The sequence below is a fragment of the Luteibacter sp. ME-Dv--P-043b genome, from assembly GCF_030209605.1.
Classification (GTDB): Bacteria; Pseudomonadota; Gammaproteobacteria; order Xanthomonadales; family Rhodanobacteraceae; genus Luteibacter.
In genome coordinates, this window is record NZ_JARVRT010000040.1 from 36,042 (window position 1) to 51,494 (window position 15,453).

Here is a 15,453-nt window from a genome sequence, read left to right on the forward strand (position 1 = left end):
AAAATGCCTTATCGAGCGTATAAGTGAAGCTTATGCAAGCGATCAGTCCGCGCCAGCTACAGGTATTCGTCGCCATCGCTCTTTCCGGCAGCGTTCGCGCGGCCGCCGGACGCCTGTTCCTCAGCCAGCCGGCGGCCAGCATGGCGCTGGCCGAGCTGGAGCGGCAGCTCGGCGCCGCGCTGTTCGTGCGCGAGCGCGGCCGCCTGCGGATCAACGATCGTGGCCGCGAGCTGCTGCCCCTGGCCCAGGAACTGGTGGAACGCCACGCGGAGTTCGGCCGGCGCGCCGCCGGCGACGTCGCCGAACTCACCGGCGAGCTGGGTATCGGGGCGAGCAACACCGTGGGCAACTACCTGGTCGGCGAGCTGCTCGGGCCCTTCACGGCGATCCATCCCGGCATCGCCCTGCGCCTGGGCGTCGCCAATACGGCGCGTATCGCGCAGGGCGTACTCGACCACGACTTCGACATCGGCTGCGTCGAAGGCCCGGTGACGCACGCCGCCATCGAGGCGCGGCCCTGGCGCGACGACCGGCTGGTGGTCTGTGCCCGACCGGGGCATCCGCTGGCGGGAAAGAAACGGTTGCGCCGCGAGGATTTCGCCGGCGAGCGCTGGGTGCTGCGCGAGCGCGGCTCGGCCACGCGCGCCCTGAGCGAACGGGCGCTGGCCGAACTGCCCGAAGGGCGTACCGTGCTCGAACTGGACCAGGCCGAGGCGATCAAGCAGGCCGTCATCGCGGGGCTCGGCATCGCCTGCCTGCCCGAGGTGGCGATCGCCGATGCGCGGGCCACAGGGCGCCTGGTGGTGTTGCCCACGCCGTTCCTCGACCTGCGGCGCACACTGACGCTGTTGCTGCACCGGCAGCGCTACCGCGGTGCCGTGCTGGAAGCCTTCCTGGCCACGCTCGCACCGCGCGGCTGGCGCGATGCGACACCGGCGTGAGGCGCCGGCATCAGGCCATCACGCAGCGGTTCTTGCCGCTGCGCTTGGCCTCGTACATCGCACCGTCGGCGATGGCGACGATCTCGTCGTAGGCCTCGCCGGGGTGGAACAGGGTGACGCCGATGCTGGCGCCGACGCGCGCCGGGATGCGCACGTCGCCGACGGTGAGCGTGTAGGGCTCGGCAATGGCGTCGCACAGCGCCTGGCAGCGCACCAGGGCGCCGGTGGCGTCGCCGGTGTCGTGCAGCAGCACGGCGAATTCGTCGCCGCCCAGCCGTGCGACGGTATCCGTGCCGCGCGTGCGTGCATCGATGCGCAGGGCGATGGCCTTGAGCAGTTCGTCGCCCGCGGCATGGCCATGCCCGTCGTTGACCGCCTTGAAGCCGTCGATGTCGATATAGGCCAGGGCGAATGTCGTGCCGCCACTATTGCCTTCGGCAATGGTGCCTTCCAGCCGTTCGCGGAACAGCAGCCGGTTGGGCAGGCCGGTAAGCGCGTCGTGCGTGGCCTGGTGGCGCACCAGTTGCTCCATGCGGGCACGCTCGGCCACTTCGTCGGTCAACTGCCGGTTGCGCGTGGACAACTCGTCCAGCGCATCCTGGAGCAGGGCGCGTGCGCGATACAGTTCGAGGAAGATCTTCACCTTCGACTGCAGGATCACGTCGTTGATCGGCTTGGCGATGTAGTCCACCGCACCGGCCGAGTATCCCTTGATGCGGTTGATATCGTCTGCGTAGGCGGCGGTGACGAAGATGATCGGCGTCTCGCTGAGGTGATCGTTTTCCGAGATCAGCTCCGCCACCTCGAAACCGTCCATCTCCGGCATGTTCACGTCCAGCAGCACCAGCGCGAAACGGTGATCCAGGCACAGCGCCAGCGCCTCGTTGCCGCTGGCGGCCTCGAACACGTCGGCCTCCGCACGGGCCAGCAGGCGACGCATGGCAACCAGGTTGGCGGGGGTGTCGTCGACGACGAGGATCTTGGGGCGGGTCGGCTTCATGGCAGGCACAGTTGGTTGAGTCGCTCGGCGATGGCGTCGAGATCGAGGCAGGCATCGGCGCCGGCACGTTCGATGCCGGCGAGGGGCATGGCGCGTGCTTCCGCCGTGGCGGGGTCCTGCACGATGGCGTAACCGCCGACGCGGCGCACGGCGGCAAGCCCGTTCGCACCATCGGAATTGGCCCCGGTCATCAGGACCGCCACCAGGGTGTCGTACCAGGCGTCCGCCGCCGTCTCGAACAACACGTCGATCGAAGGGCGCGCATAGGCCACCTTGGCGTCGATGCTGAGGGAAAAGTGCAGGTTGGGCTCGACCAGCAGGTGATATCCCGCCGGGGCGACATGCACCACGCCCGGGTCCACCGGCGCGCGCTCCTGCGCCTCGACCACGGGCAGCGCGCTGACCCGTGACAGCAGCTCGACCAGCAGCGAGACATCGGCCGAGCCGGTATGGCAGCACAGCACCACTGGCACGGCCAACCGCTTGTCCAGCCCGGGCAGCACCCGCTGCAGGGCCGACAAGCCACCGGCGCTGCAACCCATGACAATGGCCTGGTAGGTGTTCATCGGGTCAGGGGCCTCGCGCCGTTGCCGCCCACCTGGTAAACCCGCAGGCCGTGGTCGACGTCGGAGAAGCCGGTGGCTGCCGGTGAAAAATCGATGTTCTCCCGCGTGCCCAGGCAGAGGAAACCGCCCCGTACCAGGCTGTCGCGGAACAGGCCCAGCGTGCGGTCCTGGAGGGCGTTGGTGAAGTAGATCAGCACGTTCCGGCAGAGGATGAGGTGCGCCTCGCAGAACACCTCGTCGGTGACCAGGTTGTGGTTGAAGAAGGTGACGTTGCGACGCAACCGGCCGTCGAGCTTGATGAAGTCGTAGCGGGCGCTGTAGTAATCGCTCAGCGAGCGTTGGCCACCGGCTTCCAGGTAGTTGCGCGACCAGTCGCGCGCTTCGCGCGTGGCGTAGATGCCTTCGCCAGCGGTGACCAGCGCCGCGTCGTTGAAGTCCGTCGCGTAGATACGCGAGCGCTCGTAGAGGCCGGCCTCCTCGAGCAGGATGGCCAGCGAGTACACCTCCTGCCCATAGGCGCAGCCGGCCTGCCAGATGTTGATCTCCGGGTAGGAGGCCAGCACCGGGAACACCTTGTCGCGCAGCACGCGGAACACGGCCGGGTCGCGGAACATTTCCGACACGGGCACCGACAACCCCTCGATGGCCTTGGCCAGGAAACCCGGCTCGTGCAGCAGGCGGCGGTTGAGCTCGCTGATGCTGCCGGCATCGTGCGTGCGCACCAGCTGCTGCACGCGACGCTTCAGCGACGCCGGGGCGTACTCGCTGAAGTCGTGCCCGTGGCGCAGCTGCATGGCGCGTACGAACAGCTGGATCTCGATGTCCTCGATGTCCATGTCAGCCACGGGGTGGCAGCCACACGCGGATCATCGAGAGCAGGCGGTCCACGTCGATCGGCTTGGACAGGTAGTCGTTGGCGCCGGCTTCCAGGCATTTCTCGCGGTCGCCGCGCATGGCCTTGGCGGTCAGCGCGATGATCGGCACCTTGGCCACCGCGGGTCTGGCACGGATGGAACGCATGGTCTCGTAGCCGTCCATCACCGGCATCATGATGTCCATCAGCACGAGTTCGAGGCCGGTGTCCTTGTCCAGTGTGTCGAGGGCCTTCTGGCCGTCCTGGGCCATCACCACATCTACGCCCTTGGCCCGCAGCACCTTGGACAGCGCGAACAGGTTGCGCATGTCGTCGTCCACCAGCAGCAGGCGGCGGCCGCGCAGGTCGGCCTCGTCGACGCCGCCCGCGGCCGAGGTCGCCTCGCTGCGCGCGCTGCCGCCGTGCCGGATGGAATGCAGGAACAGGCTGACCTCGTCGAGCAGGCGGTCCGGCGAGCGGGCGCCCTTGACCACGATGCTGTCGGTGTACTGGCGGATCTTCATGCTCTCCTCGCGGCTGAGGTCGCGGCCGGAATACACCACCACCGGTGGGGTATGCCCGCTACGCGACAGCCGCTCGAGGAATTCGATGCCGGACATGCCGGGCAGGCCCAGGTCCAGCACGATGCAATCGTAGGGCGTGTCGCCGGTCTTCGAGAGCGCTTCCTCGCCGGAGGCGGCTTCCTCAATGATCACCATGTCGTCCTTGAGCAGCATGCGCACCGCGGCGCGCGCGCTGGCGTCGTCGTCCACGACCAGCAGGTGGCGCGTGCGGCCTTCGGCGAAGTGGAGCAGGCGGTCGAAGGCGTCTCCGATCGACTCACGGCTGACCGGCTTGGTCAGGAAGCCGACCGCGCCCAGTTCGAGGCCGCGCGAGGCATCGTCCGTGGCGGAGATGAAATGCACGGGGATGTGCCGCGTGGCCACATCGCCCTTCAGTCGCTCGATCACCGTCCAGCCGTCCATGCCTGGCAGCATCACGTCGAGCAGGATGCCGGTGGGACGATACTGCTTCGCCAGCGCGAGGCCGGTTTCGCCATCGGCGGCGGCGAGCACACGGTGCCCCTTGCGGTGGATCATGTCGGCGAGGATCCGCGCGAACGCCGGGTCGTCTTCCACCACCAGGATGGTGGTGTCGCCGGGGTTGATCGCACGACGGTCGTCGTCGATGTGTTCGGCGAGCAACCCCGGCGACAGCGGCAGCGTGGCCTCGGCCGCGGCCTGCTGTCGCGGGACGGGCTCCGCCACGACGCCGGTGTCGGGCGCCGTCTCGGGCAGCAGGATGGTGAAGGTGCTGCCCTTGCCCGGCTCGCTGACCAGCGTGATGTCTCCGCCGAGCAGTTCGGCGATGCGGCGCGAGATGGCTAGGCCCAGGCCGGTGCCGCCGTACTGGCGGCTGGTGCTGGCATCCACCTGTTCGAAGGCATGGAACACCCGCTGGAACTTGTCCGCCGGGATGCCGATGCCGGAGTCCGTCACGGCGATGGCGATGGCCTGGGTGGCCTCGAGGCCCGCCGGCAGCGACGCATCGGGCGCCGGCCGCGCGATGCGCAGTGCCACCGTGCCGCTGGAGGTGAACTTGAACGCGTTGCTGAGCAGGTTGTTGGCCACCTGTTCCAGCTTGGCGCCGTCGGTGCGGATGGTTGCCGGCAGGTCGGGTGCCACGTCCACGACGAACGCCAGCTTCTTTTCCTGGGCGACGTGGTTGAAGGTACGGCCGAGCGTCCGCGCGAGGTCCGCGATCGGGAACGTGTCGACCATCAGTTCCATCTTGCCGGCCTCCACCTTGGACAGGTCGAGGATGTCGTTGATGAGTCGCAGCAGGTTGGAGCCGGCATCGTGGATGATCCGCGCCGATTCCACCTGCTCACCGGTGAGGTTGTCCTCGTCGTTGTCGGCCAGGCTGCGTGAGAGGATCAGCAGGCTGTTCAGCGGCGTGCGCAACTCGTGCGACATGTTGGCCAGGAATTCCGACTTGTACTGGCTGGCGCGGGCCAGTTCCTCGGCCTTTTCCTGAGTCTCGTGCTGCAGGGCCTGCAAGGCGTCCTTCTGCTGGTTGAGGGTCACGCCCTTTTCGCGCAGTTCCTCGTTGGACGCGTGCAGTTCCTCCGTCTGCACGCGCAGCTCCTCCTCGGAGGCGACCAGCCGCTGCGACTGTTCCTGCAGCTCGTTGGTCCTGGCTTTCAGCTCGTCGTTGGTCGTGCGCAGGTCTTCCTGCTGCGAGCGCAGGGCTTCCTCCGACGCGCGCAGTTCGTCGGCCTGGGTCTGGGTGTGTTCCAGCAGGGTGCTGGTGCGCAGGGCGCGGGACAGGTTTTCCAGCGACAGCGCGACGATTGGCATCAGCTCGTCCAGCAGGCGCTGCTGGATCGGGGAAAGATGATCGAAGCTGGCGATTTCCAGTACGCCGAGCAGGCTGTCACGGGACAGCACGGGTACCATCACCACGCTGCGCGGCGAAGCCTCGCCCGTGCCCGAATGGATGCGCGTGTAGTCGTCCGGCACGTCCTGCAACACAATGGCTTGACGGCCGAGCGCCGCCTGGCCGACCAGGCCTTCGCCCAGCGCGTACGACGTAGTGACATGACGACGCTGGCGGAAGCCGTAGCTACCCAGCATCTCCAGCGTGGAGGTGTCTTCGCGGAACACGTAGAACACGCCGACCCCCGCCTTCAGCGTGGGGACCAGTTCGGCGAGCAGGGTGTCGGCAAACTGCCGGTACGTGGTGGCCACCTGCAGCCGGTTGGAGATCGCGGTCACCGCCGACTTCAGCCAGTTCTGGCCGGCCGTCTCGATGGACATCTCCTTGAACACCTGCAGCGCCCGGGCGATCTCGCCGATCTCGTCGCGGCGGGTCAGCTGGCGCACCTCGATGTCATGGTCGTGCGCAGCCAGCCGCGTCATCAGTTCGGTCATGCGGACGATGGGGCGCGTAATCAGGCGGAAGGTCATGGCGATGACCGCCATGCCGAACAGCAGGCAGGCCACGAGGGAAATGATGTTGATATAGAGCGTGGCCTGGAGGACGTCGTCCAGTGCTCGGTTGCGTTGCTCAAGCAGCGTGCGCTCGGTCGACGACATCTCGTCGACCAGCTTGCGGATGTCGCTCATCAATACGGTGCGCCGCGCGAAGTACTCGCGGCGGATGCCGTCCCGCGCGAACGCGGCTTCGGGCGTCACCGCCGCACCGATAGCCCGCATGGGCTCGAGGCCGGTCCTGATGATTTCCGTCTTCCAGCGGTCGAGCATCTCCTGCACACGGTCCAGGCGCGACTGCTGCAGGGGGTTGTCCGCCGTCAATTGGCGTACCTTTTCCAGGTCCGCACCCAGTTCCCGGTCGGCCTGTTCGAAGTCGGCCCACTCGCTATCGCCCTGGTTGAGCATGAAGCCGCGCGAGGCGACCTGGCGGGCCTGGGCATCGTCGTCCACCTCGGCCAGCGTGAGCAGCACCACATAGGTGTGCGTCGACCAGGCGCGGGTGTCGTTCTCGCGGTGCAGCGATACCAGGTTGGCGATGCTGGCCGCCACGAACAGGGCCAGCAGTGCGCCGATGGCGAAGACGATCTTGCGCTGGAGGGGCTGGTCGGCCAGCCAGGTGCGCCGCTTTTCGTGGGATGACATGCGAGGACCGGTAGGAGGGCGGAGGGATGACGTGCTGGCCAGTTAAGGTAGTACACCCAACCGTGCCGGGCTTCCATGGCGTCGTGCAGATTATCGGCGATACGTCACACGACTGAAGGCGGGGTCGGGCGGCGCCACGGCGGGGGTGCCAGCGTGCCGCGGCGGACCGCCACGGCAAGACATACGGCCGTGGCGATCGAACAGATGCACAGCGCGACCACGGAGGCTTCCGCACCGAAGCTCCCGCCCGTGAGCCAGTCGGGTCCCTGCATGTGCGAGGCGAGCAGGCCGCGCTGCTGGAAGCCGGACACGGGGATGCCGTAGAACGGCCCCTGGGCGATGTTCCAGGCTGCGTGCACGCCCATGCACAGCCACAGCGAGCGGGTCAGGTTGTAGAGCAGTCCGAACAGCAGCCCGGCTTCCAGCGCGATGGCGATGGCGCTCCACGCGGTGGCGCCCGGGTTCCAGGCGTGCGCGCCACCGAAGAACGTGGCCGACACCAGCAGGGAAGCCCAGGTGCCCAGGCCCTCTTCGACGATGCGGAACAGCACGCCGCGGCTGATGATCTCCTCGCCCACCCCGGCGCCGACGCCAGTTACCAGGATCGGGCCGAGCCAGGCCACGTCGTGGTTCACGCCGTCCACGACGAACGCACCCAGCGCATAGAGCGTGCCGACCACCAGCGAAAAGAGCAGGGCGCCGCCGAGCAGGCCCAGCGCCAGGTGCGGTATGGCCTTGCGTGGCGCCAGTTCGTCGATCCGCCGTCCCTCGATCGTCCGTACCAGCAGCCAGTAGGCCAGGACCACCGGCAGCAGCCGGAACGCCTCGATCAGGGGCGTGACCTGATCGAAGGGCAGCCTGCCGCGTGGCAGGCCGACGCCGGCGTAGATGTGGCCGGCGATGAAGCCGAGCACGGTCAGCGTGACGACGAACGCCACGATGCGACCCAGCGGGGAGCGCAGCAGGCGCAGGGGCAGGGAAGGGCGGGCGGTGAGGTCGGGCGGTACGGACATGGCGGGGCTCGTGACAGGTATTCGACGGCAGTCTACGCAGGCATGATGGCGCTCCGATACCCGATCGTTCCTCATGGAACCCGCCGCATGGCCATCCCGCCCGAACACGATCCGTCCAGCCCTTCGCAGCGTCGCGAGCAGACCTTCCCCCACCTCGATGACGAGATGACCGCACGGCTGGTCGGCTATGGCGCGGAAGAGACCCTGCCCGCGGGCACCGTGTTGTTCGAGCGGGGGCAGCGGCACGTGGATTACTTCTTCGTGCTGGAGGGCTGCATCGAGGTCTATGACGTGCACGAGAACGGCACGCCCGACATCATCGTGGTACACGGCCCCAGGCAGTTCACCGGCGAGGTGGACCTCTTCAGTGAACGCCAGACCATGGTCAATGGCCGCACCGGCGCGAATACTCGTCTGGTCAGGCTCGATCCCGCCCAGTTCCGCAAGCTGGTTTCCGGCGAGCCGGACATCGGCGAGATCATCATGCGTGCCTTCATCCTGCGCCGCGTGGGCCTCATCCAGTCCGGGCAAGGTGGAGTCACCCTGGCCGGTTCGGCGCATGCCGCGGATACGGTGCGGCTGCGCAGCTTCCTCATTCGCAACGGTTATCCCTACCGGTTGCTGGACACCGATGTGGACGACGACGTGCGCCACCTGATCGACGGCTTCGGCCTCGACCCGGGCGAATGCCCGGTGGTCATCATGCCCGACCGGCAGGTGCTGAAGTGCCCGACCACGGCACAGCTGGCCGACCACCTGGGCATCACCATCCCGCTGGACAGCGACCACGTGCATGACGTGGCGGTGATCGGCGCGGGTCCTTCCGGCCTAGCGGCGGCCGTCTACGCGGCGTCCGAGGGCCTGGACACGCTGGTGCTCGAGGCGCTGGCTCCCGGCGGTCAGGCGGGTACCAGTTCGAAGATCGAGAACTACCTGGGTTTTCCCACCGGCATTTCCGGCCAGGCGCTGGCGGGCCGCGCCCAGGTGCAGGCCATGAAGTTCGGCGCCCACATGGCCGTCGCGCGCTCGGTCCAGGCCATGGACTGCTCGACGCATCCGTTCCGGCTCACCCTGGACGACGGCATGGTGGTATCGGCGCGGTCCGTGGTCATCGCCACGGGGGCGCGTTACCGCAAGCTGGATACCGTCGACTACGAGCGGTTCGAAGGGCAGGGCATCCACTATGCCGCCACGGCGATGGAAGCCACGCTGTGCGCGGGTGCCGAGGTCGTGGTGGTCGGTGGCGGCAACAGCGCGGGGCAGGCGGCGGTGTTCCTCGCGCGCACGGTGGCGCACGTGCATGTGCTGGTGCGCGGCAGCGGGCTGGCGGCGACCATGTCGGACTACCTGGTCCAACGTATCGCGCAATCGCCGCGCATCACGCTGCACACGCACTGCAAGGTCGATCACCTCGATGGCGATACGTCCCTGCGCGAGGTGGGCTGGGTCTGCAACGACGGCACGCAGACCCGCCGGAAGGTCGGTGCGCTGTTCGTGATGATCGGTGCCGAGCCCAACACGGCGTGGCTGGCCGGCTGCCTCGACCTCGATCGCAAAGGCTTCGTGCTGACGGGCCGGGATGCCGACGGTTACGCCACGCCGTCGCCCTATGCGACCACCCTGCGCGGCGTGTTCGCCGTAGGGGATGTCCGCTCGGGGTCGGTCAAGCGTGTTGCCTCCGGCGTGGGCGAGGGCTCGGTGGTGGTGCAGGCGGTGCACCGCTTCCTGCACCCCTCGCCGGTCTGAGGATCACATCTCGATCGAGGCGGCGTGCTCGCGCGTGGCCGAGAAACGCACGCCGGGCCAGCGTTCCTGGGCCAGCTGCAGGTTGACCCGGGTGGGAGCGAGATAGACCAGTTCGCCCGCGGCGTCGATGGCCAGGTTGCCGGCATTCTTCTCGCGGAATTCCTCGAGTTTCTTCGCGTCGTCGCAGTGGATCCAGCGCGCCGTGGCCACGCCGACCTGCTCGAAGGACGAGTCGACGTTGTATTCGTCCTTGAGCCGGTAGGCGACCACGTCGAACTGCAGCACGCCCACCGCGCCGAGGATCAGGTCGTTGGACATCAGCGGGCGGAAGAACTGCGTGGCGCCTTCCTCGGACAACTGGGCCAGGCCTTTCTGCAGGGCCTTCATCTTCATCGGGTCGCGCAGGCGCGCACGACGGAACAGCTCCGGCGCGAAGTTGGGGATGCCGGTGAACGACAGCGGCTCGCCTTCAGTGAAGGTGTCGCCGATGGTGATGGTGCCGTGGTTGTGCAGGCCGATCACGTCGCCCGGGTAGGCGCGCTCGACGATCTCGCGGTCCGACGCCATGAAGGTGAGCGCGTTGGCGATCCGCACCTCCTTGCCAGTGCGCGTCTGCTGCATTTTCATGCCGGCGGTGTAGGTGCCAGAGCACACGCGCATGAAGGCCACGCGGTCGCGGTGCGCCGGGTCCATGTTCGCCTGGATCTTGAAGACGAAGCCGGTGAGTTTTTCTTCCTCGGGCTTGACCTCACGGGTGAGCGTGTTGCGGCTACGCGGCGACGGTGCGTGTTCGACGAAGAAATCGAGCAGCAGCTGCACGCCGAAGTTGTTGACCGCGGAGCCGAAGAACACGGGCGTCTGCTTGCCGGCGAGATAGGCATCGATGTCGAACGGGTTGGACGCGCCCATGACCAGTTCCAGTTCCTCGCGCAGTTCGTCGAGCGCGGCCTGGCCGATGGTGGATGCGAGGCCGGGGTCGTCCAGCCCCTTGAAGATGGTGGAATCCTGGCGCGTGAAGTTCTTGCCCGGCTCGAACACGTGCACTTCGTCCAGTACCACGTGGTACACGCCCTTCAGGCGCGAGCCCATGCCGATCGGCCAGGTCACGGGCGCGCAGGCGATGCCGAGCACCGATTCCACTTCGTCGAGAAGATCGATCGGCGAACGACCTTCGCGGTCGAGCTTGTTGATGAAGGTCATGATGGGCGTGTCGCGCAGGCGGCACACTTCCATGAGCTTGATCGTGCGTTCCTCGACGCCCTTCGCGCAGTCGATGACCATCAGCGCGGAATCGACCGCGGTCAGCACGCGGTAGGTGTCCTCGGAGAAGTCCGCGTGTCCCGGCGTGTCGAGCAGGTTGACGATGGCGTCTTCGTACGGGAACTGCATGACCGAGGATGTCACCGAGATGCCGCGCTCCTTTTCCAGGGCCATCCAGTCCGACGTGGCGTGGCGGGCCGCCTTGCGGCTTTTCACCGAGCCGGCCATCTGGATCGCGCCACCGAACAGCAGGATCTTCTCGGTCAGCGTCGTCTTGCCGGCGTCGGGGTGGCTGACGATGGCGAAGCTGCGTCGGCGGCGGGTTTTGGTGAGGTGTGCGGACATGGCTGGGGTCGCTGTGGAGGCTAACCCCTGATTCTAGCAGGGGTACAGGGGGCGGCGGCGCCCGGTCGGGCGCCGCCGGAGCCATTCGCGGCGTGGTCCGCATGGGTCACGGCCCGGCCGCTGGCGATCGTCGCCCGGCATCCCGCCCGGCGCCGCGCGTCCACCCGTCCGGCATGTCCGGGGTGTTCGTGGCGGCGATCCCGTGTGGTCCTTGCTTTCGGGGTGAGTGGCCGGAGGCCATGGGCGGCAACGGATGCGCGGTCCGGTCCGCAAGTTTTCACCGGGATGGATGTCTGGACATCTGGACGTCTAAACGGCTATTGACAGCCTTCGTGTGCAGGCGTATCGTCGGTTTCACTCATCGAGACCGGCTGAGGGACAGGCCCTTTGAAGCCGGGGCAACCTGCGGATTTCCGCGACGGTGCCAACTCCTGCGGGACGTGCCAGTCACGTCAGCCGATAGATGGGATGTCCGTTGCGGGCACGCTTTCGCGTACCCGTCGCTGCCAGTCCGCATATCGTCTTTCCCGCAGGGCTCGATCCCGAACGCAGGAATCCGACATGCCCGCTGAGCCCCTCACCGTGATCTCCCTCCCCGAAACGGCCGCCACCGTCGCCGCTCCGCGTGGCGCCGCGGATCTCACCGAGCAGCGGGGCGTCCGCCGCGTCTCCTTCCGGCCCAAGTACGGCAGCGACACGGTGGATGTCGATGTCCGGTACCTCTGGTGCGGCGCGCCCCATGCGCCCACGGTGATCGTCCAGGGCGGCATCTCGGCCGACCGCGACGTCTGCACCGGGCGTGAGCGGGCAGCGGGCTGGTGGCAGGAACTGGTCGGCCACGGCGCCGCCATCGACCTCGCGGCGTGCCGCGTGCTGTCGATCGACTGGCTGACCCCGGACGACCTGGGCGCCAATGTGGCCTCGGTGTCCAGCGAGGACCAGGCCGCCGCCCTGGCCGCCCTGGTCGATGAACTGGGTATCGGCCGCGTGCATGCCTTTGTCGGCTCGTCCTACGGCGCGATGACCGGCCTGGCCTTCGCGGCGGCCTATCCCGAGAAACTGCGCTCGCTGGTGCTGATCGCCGGCGCCCACCGTCCCCACCCCCTGGCCACGGCGCAGCGTTCCGTCCAGCGCGGTATCGTGCGCCTGGGTCTCGCCTCCGGCCACGTCGACGAGGCCCTGGGCCTGGCCCGCCAGCTGGCCATGACCACCTATCGCGGCAGCGAGGAGTTCTCCCGCCGCTTCACCGCCGGCCCGGAACTGCGCGACGGCCGCTTCCACTTCCCCGTGGAGGATTACCTGGAACACGCCGGGCGCCGCTTCGTCGAGCGCTTCGACCCCGAGCGGTTCCTCGCCCTGTCCGAATCCATCGACCTGCACGACATCTCCCCCGAGCGGGTGTCCACCCCGACCACGCTGGTGGGCTTCCCGTCCGATCGCCTGGTGCCACTGGCCGATCTGTGCGAGCTCCAGCGCCGGCTGGCCGGTACCGCCTCGCTCGAAGTCGTGGATTCCCCCTATGGCCACGACGCCTTCCTCAAAGAAACCGTGCAGCTCGCTCCCGTGCTGCGTCACGCACTCAACGACTGTCGCGGAGACCGCTAAGCCATGACCCACGAATCCCGCCTGTGTACCCGCGCCGTCCGCGCCGGCATCGAATCCGACACCCAGCACGGCGCCGTCGTGCCGCCGCTGCACCTGTCGACCAACTACGCGTTCGAGGGCTTTGGCCGCAAGCGCGCCTACGACTACTCGCGCAGCGGTAACCCCACCCGCGACCTGCTCGGCGAAGCGCTGACCGAACTGGAAGAAGGCGCGGGCGCCGTGGTCACCGGCAGCGGCATGTCGGCGGTCGCGCTGGCCCTGGAGCTTGTTCCGTCGGGAGCGCTGGTGCTGGCGGCGCACGATTGCTACGGCGGCACCTGGCGCCTGCTGGACGCCTGGGCGAAGAAAGGCCGTTTCCGTGTCCGTTTCGTCGACTTCACCGACCCGACCGCGCTGGCCGACGGCCTCGCGGAGAAGCCGGCGCTGGTGTGGGTCGAGACGCCTTCGAATCCCTTGCTGCGCATCACCGACGTGCGCCACGTCGCGCAGGCCGCGCATGCCGTCGGCGCGCTGGTGGTGGTCGACAACACCTTCCTCTCGCCGGCGCTGCAGCAGCCGCTGAAGCTGGGTGCGGACATCGTCGTCCACTCCACCACGAAGTACATCAACGGCCACAGCGACGTCGTCGGTGGCGCGGTGATCGCCGCCGACCAGGCCGTGGCCGACCAACTGAAGTGGTGGGGCAACTGCAACGGCCTGACCGGTTCGCCGTTCGACAGCTTCCTCACCCTGCGTGGCGTGCGCACCCTCGCCGTGCGCCTGCGTGCCCACGAGGAGAACGCGCATCGCATCGCCGCGCGTCTGGATGCGCACGACGCCGTGTCGCGCGTGTTCTACCCGGGCCTCGCGTCGCATCCGGGCCACGCGCTGGCACAGCGCCAGCAGAAGGGTTTCGGCGCGATGCTCAGCTTCGAGATCGCCGGCGGCACCGACGCGATCGAAGCCTTCGTCGACGGGCTCCGTTACTTTTCCCTGGCCGAATCGCTGGGCGGCGTCGAAAGCCTCGTCGCGCATCCGGCGTCGATGACTCACGCATCCATGGCACCGGAAGCGCGCAAGGTCGCCGGCATTTCCGACAGCCTGCTGCGCCTGTCGGTCGGCATCGAGGACGGCGACGATCTGTTGGCCGACCTTGAAGACGCGCTGACGCGTGCCGCCGCCGTCGCTTCGGTCACCTCGAAACGCAAGGTCGGCGCATGAGCGCCGTGATCGCCGCTCCCCTCGTGGCCGAAGCGCCGCGCACGGCGGTCGTGTTGCTCGGTACCGGTGTGGTCGGCCGCGCCTTGCTGACCCTGCTCGCCACGCCGGCAGCCCGCTCGCTGCGCCTGGTCGGCGTGGCCAATTCGAAGCGCCAGCACGCGGCGCCGGACGGCCTCTTGCCGGGCGATGCCGCCGGTTGCCTGGCCAAGGGCCGGGACGGGCGTGAGAATGCACCCTTGCTGGCCGCCCTGGACGCCACAGGCGCCCCGCGCAAGGTGGTGATCGACGCCACCGCATGCGCGATCGAGGCGGGTCGCCACGCCGGCTGGCTGGCCGCCGGCTACCACGTCGTCACCGCGAACAAGGCGCTCGCCGGCGGTCAGCTGTCCGGCTGGCGCGCCTTGCAGGGCGCCACGGCGAACGGCAGCGTCTATGGGGATGCCGCCACGGTGGGCGCAGGGCTGCCCGTGCTGTCCACGCTGCGCCGCCTGCGCAACTGTGGCGACAGCCTGCTTACCCTGGAGGGCGTGTTTTCCGGGTCGCTGTCGTGGCTGTTCAACCAGTACGACGGCAGCCGCCCGTTCTCGTCGCTGCTGGCCGACGCCCGTCGACTGGGGTTCACCGAGCCGGACCCGCGCTCGGACCTGTCGGGTGAAGACGTGGCGCGCAAGCTGCTGATCATCGCCCGCAATGCGGGCTTCGCGCTCGGCAGCGACGAGGTGGAAGTGGAAAGCCTGGTGCCCGAAGCCCTGCGCGGCATCGACACGAAGCACTTCCTCGAGCGCTTGCAGGAACTGGACGAGCCGCTGCGCCTGCGCCACGAGCAGGCCAGGGCCAACGGCAAGGTGTTGCGCTACCTGGCCCGCCTCAACCAGCGTGGCCGCGCGCGTGTCGGTCTGGTCGAGGTGGGTCCGGAGCATCCGGCCTCGCGCCTCTCCGGTACGGACAACCAGTTCGCCCTCACCACGACGCGATACCACGCCACGCCGCTCGTGATCCAGGGGCCGGGCGCGGGGCCGGAGATTACGGCGCAGGCACTGCTGGGCGATGTGCTGGCCCTATAGGTCAGCATGAGAAGAACCCGACACCTCCCTGACGACTGAGGTGCGTTGCGGGGAGAGCAACGCTCGCGTTGTCGCACTGAGCGGCATCTCCAGGGCGGCCCGCCCGAGATCGCCAACGCTTCGCTTTCCACTCCCGCTTGCCTCTGTCGTCGCAGAGGTGCTGGGTGGTTACGCTCTGAGCGAGTTCGGCCGCTTGCGGCCGCTGCCCGAGCGCAGAGTGTG

General features: G+C 68.2%; 11 protein-coding genes and 1 riboswitch. Of the genes, 5 read left to right on the forward strand and 6 right to left on the reverse strand.

The window, feature by feature from the left end:
- Positions 1-32: 32 nt before the first annotated feature.
- Positions 33-941 (forward strand): LysR substrate-binding domain-containing protein, encoded by a 909-nt coding sequence (locus QRN34_RS17460; protein WP_285406505.1) that lies wholly within the window; start codon positions 33-35, stop codon positions 939-941.
- Positions 942-951: 10 nt separating this feature from the next.
- Here the strand turns inward: QRN34_RS17460 and QRN34_RS17465 are convergent, their stop codons facing one another.
- The 5 genes from QRN34_RS17465 to QRN34_RS17485 all read right to left on the reverse strand — a co-directional run bounded on the left by QRN34_RS17465 (position 952) and on the right by QRN34_RS17485 (position 8,011).
- Positions 952-1,941: a diguanylate cyclase gene (locus tag QRN34_RS17465; protein WP_285406477.1), complete on the reverse strand. Its 990-nt coding sequence runs from the start codon at positions 1,939-1,941 to the stop codon at positions 952-954.
- Entirely contained in the window at positions 1,938-2,507 is a 570-nt protein-coding gene (locus QRN34_RS17470; protein ID WP_285406478.1) for a chemotaxis protein CheB, read from the reverse strand. The genes QRN34_RS17465 and QRN34_RS17470 overlap by 4 nt, the downstream gene beginning before the upstream one ends.
- A complete protein-coding gene (locus QRN34_RS17475) occupies positions 2,504-3,343 on the reverse strand; it encodes a CheR family methyltransferase (RefSeq protein WP_285406479.1) in 840 nt (279 codons plus the stop codon). Before QRN34_RS17475 ends, QRN34_RS17470 begins: the two co-directional genes overlap by 4 nt.
- 1 nt (position 3,344) lies before the next feature.
- On the reverse strand, positions 3,345-6,998 hold the full coding sequence (locus tag QRN34_RS17480; RefSeq protein ID WP_285406480.1) for a response regulator: 3,654 nt from the start codon (positions 6,996-6,998) through the stop codon (positions 3,345-3,347).
- Between the two features lie 104 nt (positions 6,999-7,102).
- On the reverse strand, positions 7,103-8,011 hold the full coding sequence (locus QRN34_RS17485) for a CPBP family intramembrane glutamic endopeptidase (RefSeq protein WP_285406482.1): 909 nt from the start codon (positions 8,009-8,011) through the stop codon (positions 7,103-7,105).
- Between the two features lie 87 nt (positions 8,012-8,098).
- Here QRN34_RS17485 and QRN34_RS17490 point away from each other — a divergent pair, with 87 nt between their 5' ends.
- Positions 8,099-9,757: an FAD-dependent oxidoreductase gene (locus QRN34_RS17490; protein ID WP_285406483.1), complete on the forward strand. Its 1,659-nt coding sequence runs from the start codon at positions 8,099-8,101 to the stop codon at positions 9,755-9,757.
- A 3-nt stretch (positions 9,758-9,760) separates the two neighbouring features.
- Here QRN34_RS17490 and QRN34_RS17495 read toward each other — a convergent pair whose 3' ends face one another.
- Entirely contained in the window at positions 9,761-11,362 is a 1,602-nt protein-coding gene (locus QRN34_RS17495; RefSeq protein WP_285406485.1) for a peptide chain release factor 3, read from the reverse strand.
- A gap of 355 nt (positions 11,363-11,717) precedes the next feature.
- A riboswitch (SAM riboswitch) is annotated at positions 11,718-11,832 on the forward strand.
- Between the two features lie 91 nt (positions 11,833-11,923).
- Here QRN34_RS17495 and QRN34_RS17500 point away from each other — a divergent pair.
- The 3 genes from QRN34_RS17500 to QRN34_RS17510 are packed head-to-tail and all read left to right on the forward strand — an operon-like array spanning position 11,924 to position 15,231.
- On the forward strand, positions 11,924-12,967 hold the full coding sequence (locus QRN34_RS17500) for a homoserine O-succinyltransferase (RefSeq protein WP_285406486.1): 1,044 nt from the start codon (positions 11,924-11,926) through the stop codon (positions 12,965-12,967).
- A gap of 3 nt (positions 12,968-12,970) precedes the next feature.
- Positions 12,971-14,167: a cystathionine gamma-synthase gene (gene metB / locus QRN34_RS17505; RefSeq protein ID WP_285406488.1), complete on the forward strand. Its 1,197-nt coding sequence runs from the start codon at positions 12,971-12,973 to the stop codon at positions 14,165-14,167.
- Positions 14,164-15,231, forward strand: coding sequence for a homoserine dehydrogenase (locus tag QRN34_RS17510; protein ID WP_285406490.1), 1,068 nt, complete (start codon positions 14,164-14,166; stop codon positions 15,229-15,231). Before metB ends, QRN34_RS17510 begins: the two co-directional genes overlap by 4 nt.
- The last annotated feature ends 222 nt before the right edge of the window (positions 15,232-15,453 follow it).

Excerpts from the sequence above, each read along its gene's own strand:
- QRN34_RS17500 (WP_285406486.1), top strand. The coding sequence starts at position 11,924 with ATGCCCGCTGAGCCCCTCACCGTGATCTCCCTCCCCGAAACGGCCGCC.
- QRN34_RS17495 (WP_285406485.1), bottom strand. The coding sequence starts at position 11,362 with ATGTCCGCACACCTCACCAAAACCCGCCGCCGACGCAGCTTCGCCATC.
- QRN34_RS17485 (WP_285406482.1), bottom strand. The coding sequence starts at position 8,011 with ATGTCCGTACCGCCCGACCTCACCGCCCGCCCTTCCCTGCCCCTGCGC.
- QRN34_RS17460 (WP_285406505.1), top strand. The coding sequence starts at position 33 with ATGCAAGCGATCAGTCCGCGCCAGCTACAGGTATTCGTCGCCATCGCT.
- QRN34_RS17465 (WP_285406477.1), bottom strand. The coding sequence starts at position 1,941 with ATGAAGCCGACCCGCCCCAAGATCCTCGTCGTCGACGACACCCCCGCC.
- QRN34_RS17490 (WP_285406483.1), top strand. The coding sequence starts at position 8,099 with ATGGCCATCCCGCCCGAACACGATCCGTCCAGCCCTTCGCAGCGTCGC.
- QRN34_RS17470 (WP_285406478.1), bottom strand. The coding sequence starts at position 2,507 with ATGAACACCTACCAGGCCATTGTCATGGGTTGCAGCGCCGGTGGCTTG.
- metB (WP_285406488.1), top strand. The coding sequence starts at position 12,971 with ATGACCCACGAATCCCGCCTGTGTACCCGCGCCGTCCGCGCCGGCATC.
- QRN34_RS17480 (WP_285406480.1), bottom strand. The coding sequence starts at position 6,998 with ATGTCATCCCACGAAAAGCGGCGCACCTGGCTGGCCGACCAGCCCCTC.
- QRN34_RS17510 (WP_285406490.1), top strand. The coding sequence starts at position 14,164 with ATGAGCGCCGTGATCGCCGCTCCCCTCGTGGCCGAAGCGCCGCGCACG.
- QRN34_RS17475 (WP_285406479.1), bottom strand. The coding sequence starts at position 3,343 with ATGGACATCGAGGACATCGAGATCCAGCTGTTCGTACGCGCCATGCAG.